At 64.9% G+C, this 19,584-nt stretch carries 16 protein-coding genes; 2 read left to right on the top strand and 14 right to left on the bottom strand.

Features of this window, described 5'->3' with window-relative positions; genetic code table 11:
- Positions 1–6 precede the first annotated feature (6 nt).
- Positions 7–645 (bottom strand): uracil-DNA glycosylase, encoded by a 639-nt coding sequence (locus UK23_RS14360; RefSeq protein WP_052684660.1) that lies wholly within the window; start codon positions 643–645, stop codon positions 7–9.
- 30 nt (positions 646–675) lie between these two features.
- On the opposite strand from UK23_RS14360, the gene UK23_RS14355 reads away from it, so the two are divergent.
- Entirely contained in the window at positions 676–2,133 is a 1,458-nt protein-coding gene (locus UK23_RS14355) for a S10 family peptidase (RefSeq protein WP_045311990.1), read from the top strand.
- A complete protein-coding gene (locus tag UK23_RS14350; RefSeq protein ID WP_045311989.1) occupies positions 2,130–2,558 on the top strand; it encodes a GNAT family N-acetyltransferase in 429 nt (142 codons plus the stop codon). The genes UK23_RS14355 and UK23_RS14350 overlap by 4 nt, the downstream gene beginning before the upstream one ends.
- Here UK23_RS14350 and UK23_RS14345 read toward each other — a convergent pair.
- The 13 genes from UK23_RS14345 to UK23_RS14285 form a co-directional block, all read right to left on the bottom strand.
- Positions 2,555–3,001 carry a hypothetical protein gene (locus UK23_RS14345; RefSeq protein WP_045311988.1) on the bottom strand — a complete coding sequence of 149 codons (447 nt, stop codon included), beginning with the start codon at positions 2,999–3,001 and terminating at the stop codon, positions 2,555–2,557. The genes UK23_RS14350 and UK23_RS14345 overlap by 4 nt on opposite strands.
- Positions 3,001–3,387, bottom strand: a complete 387-nt coding sequence (locus tag UK23_RS14340) for a hypothetical protein (protein WP_045311987.1) — start codon at positions 3,385–3,387, stop codon at positions 3,001–3,003. The genes UK23_RS14345 and UK23_RS14340 overlap by 1 nt, the downstream gene beginning before the upstream one ends.
- A gap of 246 nt (positions 3,388–3,633) precedes the next feature.
- Positions 3,634–4,629, bottom strand: coding sequence for an ABC transporter ATP-binding protein (locus UK23_RS14335; protein ID WP_045311986.1), 996 nt, complete (start codon positions 4,627–4,629; stop codon positions 3,634–3,636).
- Entirely contained in the window at positions 4,622–5,608 is a 987-nt protein-coding gene (locus UK23_RS14330; RefSeq protein ID WP_045311985.1) for an ABC transporter ATP-binding protein, read from the bottom strand. Before UK23_RS14330 ends, UK23_RS14335 begins: the two co-directional genes overlap by 8 nt.
- A gap of 9 nt (positions 5,609–5,617) precedes the next feature.
- Positions 5,618–6,592: an ABC transporter permease gene (locus tag UK23_RS14325; protein WP_045311984.1), complete on the bottom strand. Its 975-nt coding sequence runs from the start codon at positions 6,590–6,592 to the stop codon at positions 5,618–5,620.
- Positions 6,585–7,514: an ABC transporter permease gene (locus UK23_RS14320; RefSeq protein ID WP_045311983.1), complete on the bottom strand. Its 930-nt coding sequence runs from the start codon at positions 7,512–7,514 to the stop codon at positions 6,585–6,587. The genes UK23_RS14325 and UK23_RS14320 overlap by 8 nt, the downstream gene beginning before the upstream one ends.
- Positions 7,515–7,633: 119 nt before the next feature.
- Positions 7,634–9,253 (bottom strand): peptide ABC transporter substrate-binding protein, encoded by a 1,620-nt coding sequence (locus tag UK23_RS14315; protein WP_045311982.1) that lies wholly within the window; start codon positions 9,251–9,253, stop codon positions 7,634–7,636.
- A gap of 176 nt (positions 9,254–9,429) precedes the next feature.
- Complete coding sequence (locus UK23_RS14310; protein ID WP_045311995.1) at positions 9,430–10,371, bottom strand: Ppx/GppA phosphatase family protein; 942 nt, start codon at positions 10,369–10,371, stop codon at positions 9,430–9,432.
- Positions 10,372–10,379: 8 nt separating this feature from the next.
- Positions 10,380–10,934 carry a GNAT family N-acetyltransferase gene (locus UK23_RS14305; protein WP_045311981.1) on the bottom strand — a complete coding sequence of 185 codons (555 nt, stop codon included), beginning with the start codon at positions 10,932–10,934 and terminating at the stop codon, positions 10,380–10,382.
- Positions 10,921–11,448: a GNAT family N-acetyltransferase gene (locus UK23_RS14300; RefSeq protein WP_045311980.1), complete on the bottom strand. Its 528-nt coding sequence runs from the start codon at positions 11,446–11,448 to the stop codon at positions 10,921–10,923. The genes UK23_RS14305 and UK23_RS14300 overlap by 14 nt, the downstream gene beginning before the upstream one ends.
- Complete coding sequence (locus UK23_RS14295; protein WP_045311979.1) at positions 11,441–11,944, bottom strand: GNAT family N-acetyltransferase; 504 nt, start codon at positions 11,942–11,944, stop codon at positions 11,441–11,443. Before UK23_RS14295 ends, UK23_RS14300 begins: the two co-directional genes overlap by 8 nt.
- A 266-nt stretch (positions 11,945–12,210) precedes the next feature.
- Positions 12,211–12,822, bottom strand: a complete 612-nt coding sequence (locus UK23_RS14290; RefSeq protein WP_156213096.1) for a hypothetical protein — start codon at positions 12,820–12,822, stop codon at positions 12,211–12,213.
- Positions 12,823–12,857: 35 nt separating this feature from the next.
- Entirely contained in the window at positions 12,858–19,337 is a 6,480-nt protein-coding gene (locus UK23_RS14285) for an RHS repeat-associated core domain-containing protein (protein WP_156213095.1), read from the bottom strand.
- Positions 19,338–19,584 lie beyond the last annotated feature (247 nt).

Here is a 19,584-nt window from a genome sequence, read left to right as displayed (position 1 = left end):
CGTGAATCACCCGCCAACGTGCCGGGTCGCGCCACTAGCCCTGCGAAGCACGTCCTGCAGCATCTCCTGGGTCAGCTTCCCGGTGTAGGTGTTGTGCGGCGACACGTGGTAGCACCCGAACACCCGCAGCCCGCCCATCTCCACCTCCACCCCGTGCCCGAACTTCGGCCGCTCCGGCCCCAGCAGCGGCAGGAACGCCTTCCACCCGAACCCGCCGAGCACCATGACGGACCGCAGGTTCTTCATCAGCCCGATCTCCTCGCGCAGGAACGGCGAGCACCGGTCCCGTTCCTCGGACGTCGGCTTGTTCTCCGGCGGCGCGCACCGCACGGGTGAGGCCATCCGCACGCCGCGCAGCTCCATGCCGTCGTCCCTCGACCAGGCCTCGGGCTGAGAGGCCAGCCCCACCTCGTACAGGGCGCGGAAGAGGAAGTCCCCGGAGGCGTCACCGGTGAACATCCGGCCTGTCCGGTTTCCGCCGTGGGCAGCGGGCGCCAGACCCACGATCAGCAGCGATGCGTCCATGGGGCCGAAGCCCGGTACCGGCTTGCCCCAGTACTCCCAGTCCTGGAACGCGGCGCGTTTCACCGAGGCCACGGACTCGCGCCACGCGACCAGGCGCGGGCACGCTCGGCAGGCCGTAATCCGCTCGTCGAGTTCCGTAGTGTTGCTCCTATGTCCGAGGAGAAGACCGAAGAGAAGCCCGAGTCTCCCGCTGATGACCTGGTCACCACCCAGCACAGCATCACCGTCAAGGGCCGCGAGCTGAACTACACCGCCACCGCCGGGCGTGTCGTGCTCAAGGAAGAGGTGATCAAGGACGGTGTGTTCGAGGGCCACAAGCCCAAGGCCGAGGTGTTCCTCACCGCGTACACACTGGACGGTGCGGATCCGCTGAAGCGCCCCGTGACGTTCGCGTTCAACGGCGGCCCCGGATCCGCGAGCCTCTGGCTGCACATGGGCGTCCTCGGGCCGCGCCGGGTGCTCAGCGGCGACGTCGGCAACCTGACCGCGCCGCCGTATGGCCTCGCGGACAACGAGGAAAGTCTGCTCGCCGAGAGCGACCTCGTGTTCATCGACCCGGTGTCGACCGGCTTCTCCCGGGCCGCGAAGGGCGAGAAGCCCGGCAGCTACCACGGCTACCAGCCCGACATCGACTCCATCGCCGAGATCATCCGGCTGTGGACGTCCCGCAACGGCCGGTGGATGTCGCCGAAGTTCATCTGCGGCGAGTCGTACGGCACGCTGCGCGCCGCCGGTCTGGCCGAGCACCTGCAGAAGAAGTACGGCATGTACCTCAACGGGCTCATGCTGATCTCCTCGGTGCTGGACTTCGCGACGCTGGAGTTCAACGAGGGCCACGACCTGGGCTACACGCTCTTCCTGCCCACCTACGCGGCGATCGCGCACTACCACGGCCTGCACGGCGAGCGGCCGTTGGAGGAGGTGCTCGCCGAGGCGGAGGAGTTCGCCTCCCGCGACTACCCGTACGCGCTCGCCCGCGGCAACAGGCTCTCCGACGTCGAACGCGCCGCGACGGTCGAGAAGCTCGCGCGGCTGACCGGCCTGTCCGAGGAGTACGTGGACGCGGTCGACCTGCGCATCGAGCACATCCGGTTCTTCACCGAACTGCTGCGCCGCGACCGCAAGACCGTCGGCCGCATCGACGGCCGCTTCACCGGGTGGGACAAGGACTACGGCCGCGAGGAGATCTCCGCCGACCCGTCCATCGACGCGATCCTCGGCCCGTACGCGGCGTCGATCAACCACTACCTGCACGCCGAGCTCGGCTACTCCAACGACCTGCCGTACGAGACGCTCTCGCGGGCGATCGAGCAGTGGTCGTACAAGGAGTTCGAGGGCCGCCACGTCACCACGGCGGGCAAGCTCTCGGCGGCGATGCGGGCGAACCCGCACCTGAAGGTCCACGTCGCGTTCGGCTGGTACGACGGCGCCACGCCGTACTTCGCGGCCGAGCACCTGATCGCGCACCTGCAGATCCCGAAGGAGCTCACCGCGAACATCGAGTCGGCCTACTACCCGGCCGGCCACATGATGTACGTGCACGAGCCCAGCAGGATCCAGCAGTCCGAGGACCTGGCCGCGTTCGTGCGGAACTCGTCCAACACGTGATCCTGGACTTGTCCGACGACGCCGTCCTGCACGAGCTGTGGACGGTGCAGCGGCTGGCTTATGCCGTCGAGGCCGAGCTCATCGGCTTCGACGGCATCCCGCCATTGCACGAGTCGCTCGAAGAACTGCGGAACTGCGGCGAGACCTTCCAAGGGCTGTACGACGAGGAGGGGCTCGCCGGCGCGGTCTCGTACCAGCTCGACGGGTCCACGGTGGACATCTGCAGACTGGTCGTGCACCCACGCGCACACCGGAAGGGCATCGCGTCGAAGCTCCTCGACGCACTCCCCGAGGGGTCGCAGACCGTCAGCACCGGCACCAAGAACGAACCCGCGCTCCGGCTGTACCGGAAGCGCGGGTTCGCCGAGACGGGCCAGGAGTTGATCGCCCCGGGGGTGACGATCACGCACCTCGCGAAGCCTTAGGCCCACTTGGTGTCGAAGCAGTTCGCGTCCACGTAGTCGCGAACCGGTGCCGGATCGCCGGCCGCGGCGCGAACTGCCGCGTCCCGCACGAACTGGCGGCCTGCCCTGTCGTCCTCCGGCGGATAACGCGTCACGAGGTTCGTGATCGCGTCGAGCGCCGGCCCCGCCGCTGCCGAGTCGCCACGGGTGACCGCGGCGTCCCACGAGCGGTACCAGGCGCACGTGTTCACGACCGCCAACGCCTGGCGTGCGAAGCCTTGCTCACCGGCTGGAGGCGCGGTCGCTTTGATCAGCGCCTCCAGATCGGGCCGGACGTCCGCGGGCCACTTCATCGTCGAATAGAGCGAACGAACCTCATCCGGATATCCGACTGACGAAACAGGCGCAGCAGGCGCGGCGCCGCACCCGGCCACGAACAACAACAGCAGGCAGACGAAACGCATTAGTTCACGTTCCACCAGACGTTGCCGTTCCACGTGTCCGTCGAGTTGCTGCCGTACGACTTCGCGGAAAGGCAGAAAACGGTGCTCGCGCGGAAGTTCGAGCCGATGCGGACGCGCGGCGTCGGGTCGGCGTTCTGCAGGCGGACCTCGGAGCCTTCGGCACCACCTGAACAGCGGCGCCACTTCACGCCGATCTCGGGACCGTCCGTCTTGTTGACGTAGATGTTGGTGCCGCCGACGGTGATGGTCCGCGCGGTGCTGTAGTTGACCCACTCGCCCTTGCGGAGATTTCCGGAAAGACCGGACGAAGAAGCACTGGCAGGCATCGCGGTGGCGACCAGCGCGCCGATCACACCGACCGCGACGACGAACATCTTTCTCTTCATCGAATTTCCTCCCCAGTAGAGGTGACTGGAAGAACGCGATGAAAATTAGCCATGCGTCCGTGACCGGGATACCGCCGGAAGAGCAGCGACCAACGACGCACAGGACTACTTGGATAGTCACCAACTGGGCCGAGAGAGTGACGACAAGCCACCAGCAGAGTGTCGCCGCACACCGTCAACGCTAGAACGCCCAGCACAACGAAAAAGGGGCCACACCAGCGGTGTGACCCCTCATTCAGGTGAAAATCAGACGACCGCGCGCTCCTCGGCGAAGTGGCACGCCGCGGGGTGGCCCCCGTTGCGCGGCACCAGCTCCGGCACCTCGGTGGCGCAGATGTCCTGCGCCTTCCAGCACCGCGTGCGGAACCGGCAGCCCGACGGCGGGTCGATCGGCGACGGCACGTCACCCGTCAGGCGGATGACGTCGCGCCGGCCGCGCTGGGTCGGGTCCGGCACCGGCACGGCGGACAGCAGCGCCTGCGTGTACGGGTGCATCGGCCGCTCGTAGATGTCGTCCTCGGTGCCGATCTCCACGATCTTGCCGAGGTACATCACCGCCACGCGGTTCGACAGGTGGCGGACCACCGACAGGTCGTGGGCGATGAACAGGTACGACAGGCCCATCTCGGCCTGCAGCTCGCCCAGCAGGTTCATCACCTGGGCCTGGATCGACACGTCGAGCGCGGACACCGGCTCGTCGCACACGATCACCTTGGGCTTCAACGCCAGAGCACGCGCGATGCCGATGCGCTGACGCTGACCGCCGGAGAACTGGTGCGGGTACCGGTTGATGTGCTCCGGGTTGAGACCCACGATCTCCAGGAGCTCCTGGACCTTCCGCTGGCGGTCGCCCTTCGGCGCCACCTCGGTGTGGATCTCGTACGGCTCACCGACGATGTCGCCGACCGTCATGCGCGGGTTCAGCGACGTGTACGGGTCCTGCAGCACGATCTGGATGTCGCGGCGCAGCTTGCGCAGCTCCGCGCCCTTCATGCCGAAGATGTCGCGGCCCTCGAACCTGGCCACGCCCGCGGTCGGCGGCTCCAGGCGCATCAGCACCTGGGCCAGAGTGGACTTGCCGCAACCGGACTCGCCCACGACGCCAAGGGTTTCGCCCTTGTTCAACGTGAACGAGACGCCGTCGACGGCCTGAACGTGGCCCACGGTGCGCTTGAACAGCACGCCGACGCGGACCGGGAAGTGCTTGACGAGGCCTTCGACCTCGAGGATCGGCTCAGCCACGAGCGACGACCTCCTCCGCGATGTGGCACCGGCTGGTGCGGCCCATGCCGAGGTTGTGCACGGCAGGGACCTCCGACACGCACCGGTCGAACGCGCGCGGGCAGCGCGGGTTGAACGGGCAGCCGGGTGGGATGTTGGTCAGCGACGGCGGCAGACCCTTGATGGTCTTGAGCTCCTGGCCCTTCAAGTCGAGCCTGGGCAACGACTCCAGCAGCGACTCGGTGTACGGGTGGCCCGGCGCGCGGAACAGCTCGTACACGTCGGCGTGCTCGACGATGCGGCCCGCGTACATGACCGAGATCCGGTCCGCGACGTCGGCGACCACGCCGAGGTCGTGGGTGATCAGGATCATGCCCATGTCACGTTCCTTCTGGATCTCCGCCAGCAGGTCCATGATCTGGGCCTGCACGGTGACGTCCAGCGCGGTCGTGGGCTCGTCCGCGATCAGCAGCTCCGGGTCCAGTGCCAGCGACATCGCGATCATCGCGCGCTGCCGCATACCGCCGGAGAACTGGTGCGGGTAGTCGGAGATCCGTCCCTTGGCGTTCGGGATCTTCACCTGGTCCAGGAGCTCGACAGCGCGCTTGCGGGCGTCCGCTTTGGACATCCCGCGGCGGACCTTCAGCTGCTCCTCGATCTGGAACCCGACGGTGAACACGGGGTTCAGCGCCGAGAGCGCGTCCTGGAAGATCATGGCGATGCCCTCGCCACGAACCTCACGACGCTCGTCGGCCGACTTCTCCAGCAGATCCTCACCGCGGAACTTGATGGTGCCCTTGGTGATGAACGCCGGCGGCATGTCCAGGATGCCCATGATCGTCTGCGCGGTCACGGACTTGCCGGAGCCGGATTCACCCAGCACCGCAAGGGTTTCGCCCGCCGAGACGTGGTACGAGACACCGTTGAGCACCTTCGCGACACCGTCGCGGGTGCGGAATTCCACGTGGAGATCCTCGACCTCCAGCAATGGCTGAGTCACAGGATTCCCCTATCGGGACTTGGGGTCGAGGGCGTCGCGCACGGCGTCGCCGAGCATGACGAAGGCCAGCACGGTGACGGTGACGAAGCCGGCGGGGAACAGCAGCATGTGCGGTGCCGACTGGAAGTAGTCGCGCGACTCCGAGATCATCACGCCCCACGACACGACCGGCGGGCGCAGGCCGATGCCGAGGAACGCGAGCGTCGCCTCGGCACCGATGAAGGCGCCCAGTGCGATCGTGGCGTACACCAGCACGGGTGCCACGGTGTTCGGCAGCAGGTGCCGGAACACGATCCGCAGCGGCGAGGCACCGAGGCCACGCGCGGCCTTCACGTAGTCCTGCTGCTTCGCCACCAGCGTCGCGGAACGCATGATGCGCATCGCGACCGGCCAGGACAGCACCGCGATCGAGAGCACCACCTGCGTGACGATCCGGACGACGCCGGGGTTCTCCGAAGGCGCGTTCAGCGTGGTCAGGATGACGATCGCGCCGAGCACGAACGGGATGCCGGCGAAGATGTCGGCGAACCGGGACAGCAGGCTGTCGAGCCAGGTCTTCGCGTACCCGGCGATGATGCCGACGGTCGACCCGATCAGCACGGTCAGCAGGGTCGCGAAGATGCCGACGAGCAACGACGCGCGGGCGCCGTGCATCGCGCGGGCGTACACGTCGTAGCCCTGCAGGTCGTAGCCGAACCACGCGTCGCCCGAGGGCGGCTGCAGCGACTTGTCGAGGTCGGCGTGGCGCGGGTCGACGGAGGTGAACAGCGTCGGCCAGATCGCCATCAGCACGATGACCGCGATGATCACCAGCGAGATGATGAACGTGGGCTTGGTGCGCAGCTCGCCCCACGCGTCGCTCCAGAGCGACCGGGGCTTGCGCTGCTTCTGCGACGAGTCGTCGACGTGGCTGAGCTGGTCGACACCGGCCGCGGCAGCCGCCTCGAGTCCGGAACCGCCGGACACGGATCCTGGGTCACTCATAGCGAATCCTCGGGTCGAGAACGGCGTACAGGAGGTCCACGAGCAGGCTCGCCAGCAGGTAGACCAGCACCAGCAGGGTCACGATGCCCGTGACCATGATGCCTTCCTTCTCCTGGATGCCGCGGAAGATCAGGCCGCCGATGCCGTTGATGTTGAAGACGCCCTCGGTGACGATCGCGCCACCCATGAGGCTGCCGAGGTCGGTGCCGAGGAACGTGATCACCGGGATCAGCGAGTTGCGCAGCAGGTGGATGCCGACGACGCGGGTCTGCGGCTGGCCCTTCGCGATCGCCGTGCGCACGTAGTCGGCGCGACGGTTCTCGACGATGCTCGTGCGGGTCAGCCGGGCTACGTAGGCCATCGAGAGACTGCCGAGCACGAAGCCGGGGAGTATCAGTTCGCCGATCGTCGGATCGGAGCTGACCGAGGTGTCCATGATGTCGAAGCCCTGCGGGCCGAGGTAGAGCCGCAGCACGAAGCCGGTGACGAAGACCGGCAGCGAGATCAGGAACAGGGTCGAGACCAGGACCAGGTTGTCCAGGAAGCCCTGCTTGCGCAGACCGGTGAGGATGCCGGCGGTGATGCCGATGATGGCTTCGATGACCAGGGCGATGAGGCCCATCTTGAGCGTGATCGGCCACGAGGTGCTGATCTGCTCACCGACGGACACGCCGTTGAAGGTGGTGCCGAAGTCACCGGTGATGAGGTTGCCCAGGTACTTGAAGTACTGGACGAGCAACGGGTCGTTGAGGTTGAGCTTCTGACTCATCTCAGCGATGTAGTTCGGGTCGCACGGCCGCTGGCCGCACTTGCCGGCGAAGGGGTCCTGGGGGATCGCCCAGACCAAGGCGTAGATGAGAAAAGTGGTCCCGAGGAAGACCGGTATCAGCTGCAGCAGACGGCGCAGCACATAGCGACCCATGAGGTCGGCTCCTTGCGTGGTGGGGGCGCCCTGAGCCTGAACACCGCTCCGGCCCCGCGCCCGTAACGCTTGAGGGACGCGGGGCCGGACGGATCAATCAGAACTCAGGTGTTCGGCAATCAGGCCTTGACTCGGAACGACTCCAGAACGGCCTGGCGCTTGAACGACATCTTGGCCTCGAGCAGGTTCTTCGAGCGGCCGCCGATGCCCTTCTCGTTCCAGGTCGGCATGGAGGGCAGGTCCTTGGCGATGATGTCCTCGGCCTGCTGGTAGAGCTTGATCGCCTCGTCCTCGTTGGCCGTCTCGTCCGCCTTCTTCAGCAGCGCGTCGACCTCGGGCTTCGAGTAGTTCGAGTCGTTGGACGACCCACCCGTGCGGTACAGCGGGTTGAGGAAGTTCTCGATCGACGGGTAGTCGGCGGACCAGTCCGAACGGCTCATGCCGGTCAGCTGCTTGCCGTCGACGATCTGACGGAACGCACCGAAGTTGGTGGCGCCGACGAACTCGCACTCGACGCCCAGCGCCTGCTTGATGCTGTTGCAAGCGGCCTCGAGAGGCTCCTTGCGGCCACCGTCCTGGTTGGACTGGATGGTGAGCTTGCCGGTGAAGCCGGACTCCTTCAGCAGCTCCTTGGCCTTCTCCGGGTTGTACTTGCAGTACTCACCGCAGGTGTCCGGGCGGTAGCCCTTGATGCCGGGCGAGACGAAGCTGGTGGACGGCACGTACGAGCCGGCCAGCACGGTCTTCGTGATCTGCTCCCGGTTGATGGCCATCGAGACGGCCTGGCGCAGCTTGACGTTCTGGAACGCCGGGATGTACTGCGGGAACGCGATCGCGCTCTGGCCCAGCAGGTTCGCGGTCACGACCGCGTCACCCAGGTCTGCCTTGTACTTCTCGCCGACCTTGGCCGACGGGGGCAGGGCCTCCATGAAGTCCAGCTTGCCCGCGACCAGGTCCTGGTACGCGGTCTCCTGGGAGGAGTAGATCTTGTAGTCCAAGGTCTTGAAGTGGACCTTGTCCTCGCCCTTGTAGTCGTCGAAGCGCTCCATCTTGATCAGCGCGTTCGGCGTGCGGGAGACGAACTTGAGCGGGCCGTTGCCGATCGGCTTGGCCTCGGCCGCCTTCGGGTCCGCGAAGAACGAGTCCGCCATCGGCGAGAACGGCGTGTAGCCGATCATCGTGGTGAAGACCGAGGTCGGGCCGTTCAGGGTGACCTTGAACTCGTAGTCGCCCACGAGCTCGAGGCCGGACATCTTGTCCTTGGCCGGCTTGGCCTTCTCGTCCTCCGGGTGGACGTCCGAGAAGCCCTGGATCGGGGCGAAGAACGATGCCGCCTGCTGCGCGTTCGGCGCGTACGCGGCCCAGTTCCAGGCGTCGACGAAGTTCTTCGCCTTGACCTCGGTGCCGTCGTGGAACTTCCAGCCCTGCTTGAGCTTGATGTCGTAGACCTTCGCGTCCGAGGACGTGATCGACTCGGCCATCAAGTTGTAGGGCGCGCCGTCCTCGGCCTTGTAACCGACCAGCCGCGAGAACAGCGAGTCAGTGACCTTGCCACCGCCGGCCTCGGTCGTGTTGGCCGGGAACAACGTGCTCTTGGGCTCGGTGCCGTAGATGGACACCGTGCCGTCCGGGTTGTCCTTGCCGGTAGCAGTGGAGCCACCCCCACCGCCGCCGCACGCGCTGAGCGTCATGGCCAGCGCGGCTGGCAGTGCCACCCACGCAACCCGTGATCGCGACATCAGTCTCTCCCGCCTTTCCCCGGCGTCGGCGCAGTTATTGCGCACGCACGCCTCCCCGGGAGGTCTCGTCCACCTCCCAAAACGTGAGAGGACGTTAACCGGGGTGTCCAGGAGTACGCGCATCGAAAGCGGTCACAAACTCGTCACGATCACCTCAAGTCGACCTTAATTCTCCGCTAGACCAGCGAAAACGCGATGCCGTCGAGGATGTCGTGCTCACTGCACACGAGCGTGCGAATACCCGCGCGATTCGAGAGCTCCTCGGCAATCGCACGCAGAACGATGGCTCCACCGCAGATCACGTCCACCCGACCGGGATGCATGGGCCCGAGCGAGGCACGCTCATCATGAGTCATCGACAGGATACGGTCGGTGATTTCTTCTACATTGTCAAGTGTGATTCGGCTGAGGTGAATAACGTCGCTGTTGTACACCTCCAGCCCCTGGACCAGGGCTGACAACGTCGTGACGGTCCCGGCGACGCCAATCCACGTCTTCGTCTTCTCGACGGGCACGACTTCGAACGCCTCTTTGATCTGCGCCCGCGCAAACGCTTCCGCCGCGGCGATTTCTTCGGGAGTGGGCGGGTCAGACTTGATGAACCGCTCGGTCAGCCGCACGCACCCGATGTCCATCGACCGCGCGGCCTCGACCTCCGTGCCGCCGCCGAGGACGAACTCGGTCGAACCTCCACCCAAATCGGTGACGAGGAAGGGTCCCTCTTCCGGGTCAAGGTCGGCCACCGCACCGAGGTAGCTCAGGCGTGCTTCCTCGTCCCCGGTGATCACCTCCGCGGGCGCGCCGAGGATCGCCTCGGTCATGCCGAAGAACTCGTCCCGGTTGCTCGCGTCGCGCGTGGCACTCGTGGCAACCATGCGTGCCCGCTCGACACCCTTGCGTTGCATCGTGCGCGCGTAGTCCAGCAGCGCTTGTTCGGTCCGCTCGATCGCGTCGGGGTGCAGCCGGCCGGTCGCGTCGACCCCCTGCCCGAGCCGGACGATCTGCATCTCGCGGTGCACGTCCCGCAGCCACGCCGTGCCGTCGTCCCTTTTGGTCACGTCGGCGATCAGCAGCCTGATCGAGTTGGTCCCGCAGTCGATGGCCGCAACCCGCGACATGATCACCCCTAGATCGGTTCTCGGTACTCCTCGGCAAGCATGGCGTAGACGTAGCTGTCGCCCCACTCGCCCTTGAAGAGCTCGTGGTGCCTCAGGTGCGCCTCCCTGCGCATGTTCAGGCGTTCCATGACCCGCCAGCTCGGCTCGTTGCGCGCGTCACACTCGGCCTGGATGCGGTGCAGGCCCAAGTCCTCGAAGCCGAGCTTCAGCATGTGCGCGGCGGCCTCCTGTGCGTAGCCCTTGCCCTGGAAGGCGGGGTGGAGGCTGTAGCCGATCTCGCCCTGCCGGTTGGCCTCGTTCGTCCACTTGAGGGCGACATCGCCGATGACCTCTTCATCGAGACACACCGCGAGCGCAAGCCGTTGCCCTTCTTCGGTCAGCTCGTGCTCGTTGATCCTCCGCGCGAGCAGCTCCGCGACGCCTTCCCTGCTCGCCGTGTCGTTGTAGAGGTAGCGGTGGACCTCGGGGAGCGAGCGGTAGGCGTGGAAAACGTCGAGATCGTCTTCCTGGAACGGGCGCAGGACCAGTCTCGCGGTCCTGATCGGGTAGTCAGGCCTCAGCACGCTCGTCCTCCAGCAGCGCGTAGATGAAGGCGTCGCACCACTCGCCTTTGTAGAGCTCGTTGTGGCGGTAGTGCGCTTCCCTGCGCATGCCCAGGCGTTCCATCAGGCGCCAGCTCGGCTCGTTGCGCGGGTCGCGGTGGGCGATGATCCGGTGCAGGTTCAGGTGGTCGAACCCAAACTCGAGCAGCGCCTCAGCCGCCTCGGTGGCCAGCCCCTTGCCCTGGAACTCGGGGTTGAAGCCGTAGCCGATCTCGCCCTGGCGGTTGACCTCGCTGAGCCACTTGAGGACCACGTCGCCGACGACCCTGCCATGTCCCTTCTGGCCCTCGTCGGTCAGCTCGGTGCAGGCCATCCGCTCGGCGATCAGTTCTCTCGTCTGCTCGCGGTCCTGGGCATCGCTGTAGAGGTAGCGGTGCACCTCGGGCTGCGAGCGGTAGGCGTGCAGGTCGTCAAGGTCGTGCGGTTCGAAGGGACGCAGGACGAGGCGCGCGGTCCTGATCGGGAAGTCAGGCACTTTCGTACTCCTCCTTCAGCAGCGCGTAGACGTAGGAGTCGCACCACTCGCCCTTGACCATCATGGAACGCCTGAAGTGCGCCTCCCTGCACATCTTCAGGCGTTCCATCAGCCGCCACGACGGCTCGTTGCGCACGTCGCTCTCGGCCTGGACGCGGTGCAGTTTCAGCTCTTCGCGAGCCAGGCCCTTGCCGTGGAACTCGGGGTTGAAGACGTAGCCGATCTCGCCCTGGCGGTGCTCTTCGCTCAGCCAGCTGAGGACGACGTCGCCGATGACCCGGCCAGCCTCGGGCCAGTAAGCCGCCAGCACGAGCCACTGGTCCTCTTCGGTCACCTCGTACTGGGTCATCTTCTTGGCGAACGCTTCCTCGGCTTTCGCGCGGTCGTCGAGGTGGTCGGCGAAGAGGTAGCGGTAGACGTCGGGGCGGGAGCGGGTGGTGTAGAAGTCATCGAAGTACGCGGGTTCGTACGGGCGGAGGAGGAGGCAGTCGGTCATCAAGGGATAGACAGGGCGCAGGCCCACCACCTTGCCAAGAACTGCCGCCCGTGCCTCGCGATTTACGGCTGGCGCAGCTCCGATGGCAGCCCCTTCGCGAACACGACCTGCCCGGTCGATCCGCCGCGACCTAACCACCAGCACCTACGACGACACCCATGCTGACCAGCTCAAGGCGCCCTGTCGATAATCTGACAGGGCGCCTCAGAATCTCGCGGGTTGAACTAACTTCACTTCAAGACAACGGGCCAACGAATTACAAGGCGTCAGGTCTCCATAAGTTTTTCCATACCTGCGAGATACGGCATGCACTCACGTTCGGCGCGATTCATAATCGACCTGTACACATCGGCAGCACCAATCCCGACGGCCGAGCGAAGCTCTTCAATGTCACGGAATTGTTGCCGCTGCTGAGCCGTCACCCGATCCCAAGACACCGCCTCCAGCGCGACCCCCTCTGACCACACCGCATCCACTTCCAATGCTCCCATCACCGCCTGGAAGCAAGCTTCAGCCGAGTAGTCCTTCCATCCGGTCAACGCCAACGACATCGACGTGATCGCCTCAACCGTGACAGCCTCTGCTAGATCGAACTCCTCACGATCTTGCACCAAGGGCAAATCATGCGCCAAGTCAATAAGCGCCGCTTCTACCTTACGCAATGCCTTCTCCCGCGTCGCGTTTGGCAACTCCCGAATGAATCGCACAACAGCCACGATGGCGTCATGCGACGAGTCCGCCCCGCGCAACCCTGGGCGCACTTCCCCGTACACCTGATACACGGACATCACCCGCGAAGCCGCTGCCAAGGCAAATACGGCACGAGAGTGCTCACCAAGTTCAGCACACGCGTTCTTGATGTATTCGATCTCTTCCATGGAGGACAACAATTCATCCTTTCCAGCGTGCCGGGTCATTCCCAGACAGCGGTTCGTCGTCCCGTGATGACCGCGCCGGCCTTTGTGAGCGCCTCTCGGCAGGCTGCACAGAACGGCCGACTCGCGACGATAGCGCTCGGACTCAACCCAAGATGATCAGCTGCGGCCAGAAGTTTCACTTCAGCATGTGCTCCACTGCTCAGGGACACCGCCAACTCTCCGGCATCAATCACGCTCGTCCGTTGAACACGCGTCAGGTTGCTACGGGCTCCGACTGCGGCGATGTCTAGGCCGCCCTCGGCGCCTTCTGCATGCAACAGGCCAGTTGTCCTCCGCCCCTGCGCACCTTCAGGCAGCAAATCATGCAGTTCATCCACTCGATCAACAAGGTGATCGACATCTGCACCGCCCGTACCGCAGTTGTGCACAAGGACAGGCGTGTCGCCTACCACAACATGGTAGGTATGCACTGCATCGATCGTCAGGTCGTAGACCGGCTGCACCTGGCTGTGGTGTTCAACCGTCGACACCACGACCGACGAGCCATCAATCGACCGCAGATGTTCGTTCGGTTGGAGCGTGCCGATCTTGGCGAAGTCGCCGCGCTCCTCTACCCAGACCGGGTGCCATGACGTCGCGTCGACAGTCCCTCCAGCCACCGAGACACGGGTCATGTCGCCCTCATCGGTGTGCACGATCGTGCCCACCACCTCAAGATCCGACGTCACACCTGTAGAAGGATCACTGGCCTTGACCTTGTGCCCAACCCGTATCTCATCGATCGGTTTGGACGACCCATCGGCCATCAACACACGTGTGCCAGCTACAAAGCTGTGCAGCAGGCAGGAATTACCCACGCCGTCGGCTCTGCCGCCCAGTTTGCGGATCGCGTTCTGCGCGATCTCCTGTGCCGCCGCAGTGATCCTTTCGACCCGCCGCAACAACCCCTGAGCCTTCTCGATGACCTTCGCCATCGTCACCGTGGCCCGCACAGCCTTGTAGCCGGCCTCCAGAACCTTGCCGACCTTGCCCCACGGCACCAGGTTCATCACCAGCCCACCACAGGCCCAGATATCACCCTTGGTGAAACAATCCACGATGTCGTTCCACCCGGAGATGTCCTTCAACAACTCCCAGGCAACATCCTTGATCACATCCCACTTCGACCTGTGGGCAGTCTTCAAAGCCTCCTCATACTCAGCCTGACTGATCCCCGCATCCCGCAAGCCCTGCTCAGTCGCCTGACGCTTGGCTGAGTCCGCCTGCACCTGAGCAGAACGCTGACCCTTGAAGAAGTTCTGAACACCGCGATACTGCTGCTCGCTCTGGTAGTTCTCCCGGCCACCACCACACAAGATGCCATCCGGGCCGCACTGCCCACCCGACAACAAACCCGTCGGATCGCTGAACGTCACCGGACTGTTGTTGCTGTACGCATAACCGTTCAACTGCTGCGGATCGTTGTTGTCGATGATCGGATCAGCAGACAAGAACCGACCAGCAGAAGAGTCGTACAAACGCGCACCCACACGCGTCAGACCCGACTCCTCCCGCGTACCACCAACAAACCCGTGCTGATTCCACGACGCAGCACTACCACGCGACTCACCGAACGGGGTCTGCCGACGCGAAGCCACCGCCAGATTCCCGGCAGTCACCGCGGCGATCTCCGTGCCCTGGTGATCAGTCACCAACCACTTCAGGCCCGAGATCGAGTTCCGCTGGGCCACGACGTGTCCGTTGTGGCTGTAGTAGCGCGTCCACGACGGCGTCGAGGTGCCTGCCTCCAGCCGGATCTCCTGTCCGAACACGTACAGCGTGGTGGCTGAAGGCTCACGCGCGATGAGCCGGTTGCCGTCCGCGTCGTAGAGGTACGTCGACTCCTTGCCGTCGGCGTTCTTCACCTTCGACACGCGACCCTCGACGTCGTACTCCAGCGTCTGCGTGTTGCCGGAGATCCTGCGCGACGTCGTGTTGCCCGCGGTGTCGTAGCCGAACGTGTCCTGCGACGTACCGTTCGGACCGGTCGTGTCCACCTTCGACACCGTGTGTGGCTGAGCAGCACCCGCGGCGGGATAGGTGAAGGAGTTCACCGTGTTGCCCGCAGTCGCGTGCGATGTCTGCGTCAGGCGGTTACCGGTCTTGTCGAACGTCCACGACATCCAGTACGGCGCCGCACCGCCCAAAGTGGACGTTGACTTGGCGGCAGAGCAATCGCCGGAACCAGGAGTCCACGCCGAGGTCATGCGACGCAGGTAGTCGTAGGCGAAGCACTGGATGTCCGACGGGCCGCCCTCAGGGGTGTCCGCGATGCGGCTGATGTTGCCAGCCGCGTCGTAGCTGTAGTTGCGGTCAGCGATGCGATACGCGGTCGGAGTTTCCCGATCCGCGATCGTGCGCTCTAGCCTGCGAGTGCCTTCCTCGTAGAAGTTGGTCACCCACAGGTTGTTCTTGCTGTCCTCGCTGTCGTACGTCTCCTGCAGCACCTCACCCAATGCGGAATAGTTCGTGCCGGTGACGTAGTGCCCCGCCTCTCCGGTGTACAGGCCACCGGTGGTGCGGTCGGGCAGACCAAAGGCGTTGTAGAACGTCTCCACTGACTCGCCGGGCACGATCGTTGTGCCGCCGGAGTTGACGTCCAAATAGGACACGGACTTTGGTTTGCCGTTGGTGGTGTAGTCCGTCCGGGTTTCGTAACCGTTGCTGAGCGCGCCCTCCGCCGACGGGATGGAGACCTTCTCGCCCATCGGGCGGCCGGCCTCGTCATAGCCGATGACCTTGCGCAGGTAAGCCTGGCCATTGACCCATCTGCGGGACAGCGTCAGCATGCCGCGGCCGTTGAGCCGACCGCTCGTGTCGACGGACGTGTCGTACTGCCACTCGGCGAGCTTCGTGGTTCCGTCGAACGAAGCGGTCTTGCGGCTCAGCGCGTCGTAGGTGAACGTGACCTTGCGGTTTCGGCCATCTGTGCTCGACACGACCCGACCGGCTGCGTCGTATTCCGTCTCGGAATGCCCGGTGTCTGGATCATCCGCGGTGATTTTGCGGCCGCGCAGGTCGTAGCCGTAGCGCCAGGCGTTGCCCACCGGGTCGATCACCGACGCCAGCTGACCCGCAGGCGTGTACACGTACTTCGTCGTGTCGAACGCGGTGCCCAAACCAGCCGTGTACTGACGTTTCTCGGTAGTCCGGCCCTGCGCGTCACTGATCACCGTCGTGGCCGCCGACCCCTGCGGCGGAGTCGTGTGCACCCTGTCACCGCCATAGGCCGTGGTGGTGCGCCACTGCTCTACCGCGAGCTTGCGGTAGATCGACGCGGTCGGCCGCTCCATCCCGTCGTACTCAGTGATGGTCTGGTTCGGCACGGCGTTGTCGAACACTCCGGCCAATGAACCCGACGCCGCCTGGTCGTTCCAGTAAGCGCCGTTCGTCTTGTACGGCAGGCCACGCGAGTCGTAGAACGTGTCTGAGATCTGTCGGCCACCCGAAGGCGAGGGCGTTTGAGTCTGCCGCTCCCGGAACAAACCATCATATAGCGTGTACGAGGTCAGATAAGTCCCGTCGTCCTGCTGGCGCTTCGCCGCCACGACGCTGGGAGCGTTGGTGTTGTAGGTGTACTCGAACTCAGCGTCAGCCTGCCAAGACTCCTTGGGATGCCCCGGCGTCCACGCCTTCACCAGCCTGCCCAGCGCGTCGTACTTGAGATCCGCACGCCGCCCGTTCGGATCGACTGACGCCGTGGACGCGCCCCAAGCCGGGTCGACATAACCAGTGGAAACGTGCCCCAGCGCGTTGGTGCTGGTGATCTGGGTCAGCGGGCCATCGGATGGCGAATAGGCCGTGGTCGTCTTTGCGTTGGTTGCGTCAACGACCTCCAGTGGACGGCCGTAGGTGTCGAACGTCGAACTCGAAGCGGTGACCCACTTCTGGCCGCCGCCGTCCCACCGGTCGAGCACCTCGGCCTTGGTGATGTCGCCCTTCGCAGGTGCCTCGCCCCACGCCTTGCCATCGAAATACGACTTCGCGATGGACAGCACCGAAGTGGAAGACGCTTGCACGTCGCACAGGCCCTTGACGGTCTCCACCTGTGAGGCGTAGGTCAGCATCCAGGCCGCGTCGTTGCGGGCGAATGTGGACCGGGTGCACGACTCGTCGCCGGTGACGCCCAGGTCACCGTGATCTTCGGCTTTCGTCACGATGCCGATCGAGTCGTACGTCTTGACGACCTTGGTCCGCCGCCACTGGCCGTTTTCCAGCAGCGTGCGGCCACGCACGGCCTCGACGTTGCTGAGCTTGGCTTCCTTGCCATCAGCGCCAGTGACGGTGGCCCCGCTCACCCACGGGTCGTTGACCGACGCCGAGACGAGCTGACCGTTGTTGTACTGCCGGTTCTCACGTACGAAGCCCTGCAGACGCTGCGCGTCCTGGATCGGCTCGCCTTCGCTGGTGGACACCGTGGCGCCGTCCATGCCGCGCAGGTACGAGGTTTCCGTGACGCTCTGCTTCTCCGACGGGTCACCCTTGATCGTGCGCACCGTGCCATAACCACGCCACTGCGACCACGTTCGCTTGTCGGCCTCGGCGAAGTCGTTCTCATCGAAGTGCCAAGCGGGATCACCGACGTAGTCGTAGTGCGTCTTGACCAGCGACGAGGCGCCGGTGCGATCGTCATCGACGACATCGGTCACGACGTACTTGTGGAAGTAGTCGAGGATCGCCTTGGACGCACCGTTCGGCGTCCACCACGTCGGGTAGCAGCGCAGGTTGTTCGAAGCGAGCGCGGTCGGCGAGGGCATGCGCGAGCCTGGTACGCAGTCCGCGTCGCTGTACTTGATCTCCGTGTGTGCACCGGCCTCGTTGGTGATGCCGGTGATGCGGTATCTGGTCAACGGCAGCAGGTCGTCGTGACCGCTGTCCACCCGGTTGTCCATGGCCTTGCGGTCGAACGTGGTCGGCGGTAGCGAGATCGAGCCTCCACGAAGTCCGGTGTGGACGATCGACTTCAGGTTCATCGCCGGTGACGTGCCATCGCCGGTGGAAGGGAAGTCCTGGGTCAGCGACCACGAATCGACGTCGTTGAACCCGCCACTTCCGTTGCCCACCTGCGTAGTGATCTTGGTGAGTCGCTTGCGGGTGAAGAACGTGGGCGTCAACCGGTTCGTGCACTGCTCACCCGCGTTGCAGATCTGGTCCGCCGGCACATCCGGCCAGGACGAGGCGGTCGAAGCGTTGAGCTGGCCGGGGTCACAGGTAATCTGCCCGTTGGGCAGACAGCGCTCGGCGGTGTCGAACCACACTCGTGCCCCGGCATTGCCATAAACGCTGTTGTCGCGCAGCCCGTACTCGATGCGCCTCAGCTGACCACCACGTACGTACTGCGTGCCCTTCGCGGCATCCGCATTACGGCCGTAGAAGTTGGTCTCCGGCTCGTAGTAGTACGTCGTGACGTTGCCATGAGGATCGACCGAGTAGTCGACGTTCCACCGATATGCCTGTTGGCACCACGACGCGTCGAATGTGGTCTGCCTGCACGGTTCACCGTCGTTGTTGCCGAACACGGGCTCGGTCCACGCCGATTGCGTCTCCGGCTTGCCCGCCGACCAGCCGGGCAGCTTGTTGAGACCGAGGAAGTACTGGGTGCCGTCGGTCGTGGTGACCTTCCAGTGCTCGCCGTCGTTGTCTCCGTTCGAGGCTCCGAACAAGTGCTCGACGCGTGCACCGTCGTCGTTCTTCGCCCGCCAGACCTCCTGGCCGTTCACCTTGTCCTTGTGCTTGACCAGCTGGCCGGACACGCCGACGAGGCTGATCGTGACGTTGTCATTGGCCCAGCACTGGTCGCCCGTCTTGGTCTGGTCGTTGTTGCCACCTAGATCAAGACTGCACGGCTTGAACTGACGCTCGATGAAACCGCCAGGCGAGACGTCCCAGCCGTCACCGACGATCGATGCCTGGTTGTTCGTCGACGAAGTCCTGCCGTCCAGACTCTGCGACGAATAGCCCAGTGACACCGACGGGGCTTTGCCTCCCACAGCCGGAGGAAGGCGAAGCGGGTAGCCGTAGCTGAAATCGCCTGAGGAACCGCCGGCGTTCCACGATCCCGCGGCAGCGAGCGATGTCGCGGTGTAGGTACCGTTGCCGCTCGACGGCGCCGCGGTCGCGGCCAGAACCATCGGACTGGAGTCGGCTCTGTGCGCGGCGGTCGACGCTGTGGAGGCGGACGGTGTCACATCCGCGAAGACCTTGCCCGCCTTGCGGTCGTTGCTACCGCCAGGAAGAGCTGTGGTCCGCCGACATTCCGCCTTGTCCGGAGTGGACAGTGCACACGCGGGCAGTGAGACCAGTCGCAATCGCGAGGCGTAGTCACCGCCGAAAGCCGACGCGAACGACCGGTAGTCGACCTCAACCCTCACCGGAGCATCTGCCGCACCGCCGGCATCCGCGACTGTCAGCAGAACACCGCTCAGCCCCAGCTTCTTCGTTGCGTCCTGCCCCTTGACGTTCACCCGCACCTTCACGGGCTTCGCCGATAGAGCGGCAGCATTCTTTTTGCTCTGCAGAGAAACCACGCCGGCCTTGACTGCGGACTCGCCGACCTCGACCTCAGCCTGAGATTCAGTCGGCCACGACACCGGATCAGCCTTAGTCACAGCGGCCTTCGCCGCCTGGTCGCCAGACTTCCTCTGCACCGGGGGGACAGCCGTTGTCGGAACCGACTTGTCCTTCTGCAGCTCTGGAAGCTTCCAACCGTACTGGTTCGAGCCA

The organism is Lentzea aerocolonigenes (assembly GCF_000955955.1).
Lineage (GTDB): Bacteria > Actinomycetota > Actinomycetes > Mycobacteriales > Pseudonocardiaceae > Lentzea > Lentzea aerocolonigenes_A.
Note: the sequence above shows the minus strand (reverse complement) of the source record. Positions and strands in the feature narration are given on the sequence as shown.

Excerpts from the sequence above, each read along its gene's own strand:
- UK23_RS14310 (WP_045311995.1), bottom strand. The coding sequence starts at position 10,371 with ATGTCGCGGGTTGCGGCCATCGACTGCGGGACCAACTCGATCAGGCTG.
- UK23_RS14290 (WP_156213096.1), bottom strand. The coding sequence starts at position 12,822 with ATGGAAGAGATCGAATACATCAAGAACGCGTGTGCTGAACTTGGTGAG.
- UK23_RS14315 (WP_045311982.1), bottom strand. The coding sequence starts at position 9,253 with ATGTCGCGATCACGGGTTGCGTGGGTGGCACTGCCAGCCGCGCTGGCC.
- UK23_RS14320 (WP_045311983.1), bottom strand. The coding sequence starts at position 7,514 with ATGGGTCGCTATGTGCTGCGCCGTCTGCTGCAGCTGATACCGGTCTTC.
- UK23_RS14340 (WP_045311987.1), bottom strand. The coding sequence starts at position 3,387 with ATGAAGAGAAAGATGTTCGTCGTCGCGGTCGGTGTGATCGGCGCGCTG.
- UK23_RS14295 (WP_045311979.1), bottom strand. The coding sequence starts at position 11,944 with ATGACCGACTGCCTCCTCCTCCGCCCGTACGAACCCGCGTACTTCGAT.
- UK23_RS14325 (WP_045311984.1), bottom strand. The coding sequence starts at position 6,592 with ATGAGTGACCCAGGATCCGTGTCCGGCGGTTCCGGACTCGAGGCGGCT.
- UK23_RS14355 (WP_045311990.1), top strand. The coding sequence starts at position 676 with ATGTCCGAGGAGAAGACCGAAGAGAAGCCCGAGTCTCCCGCTGATGAC.
- UK23_RS14345 (WP_045311988.1), bottom strand. The coding sequence starts at position 3,001 with ATGCGTTTCGTCTGCCTGCTGTTGTTGTTCGTGGCCGGGTGCGGCGCC.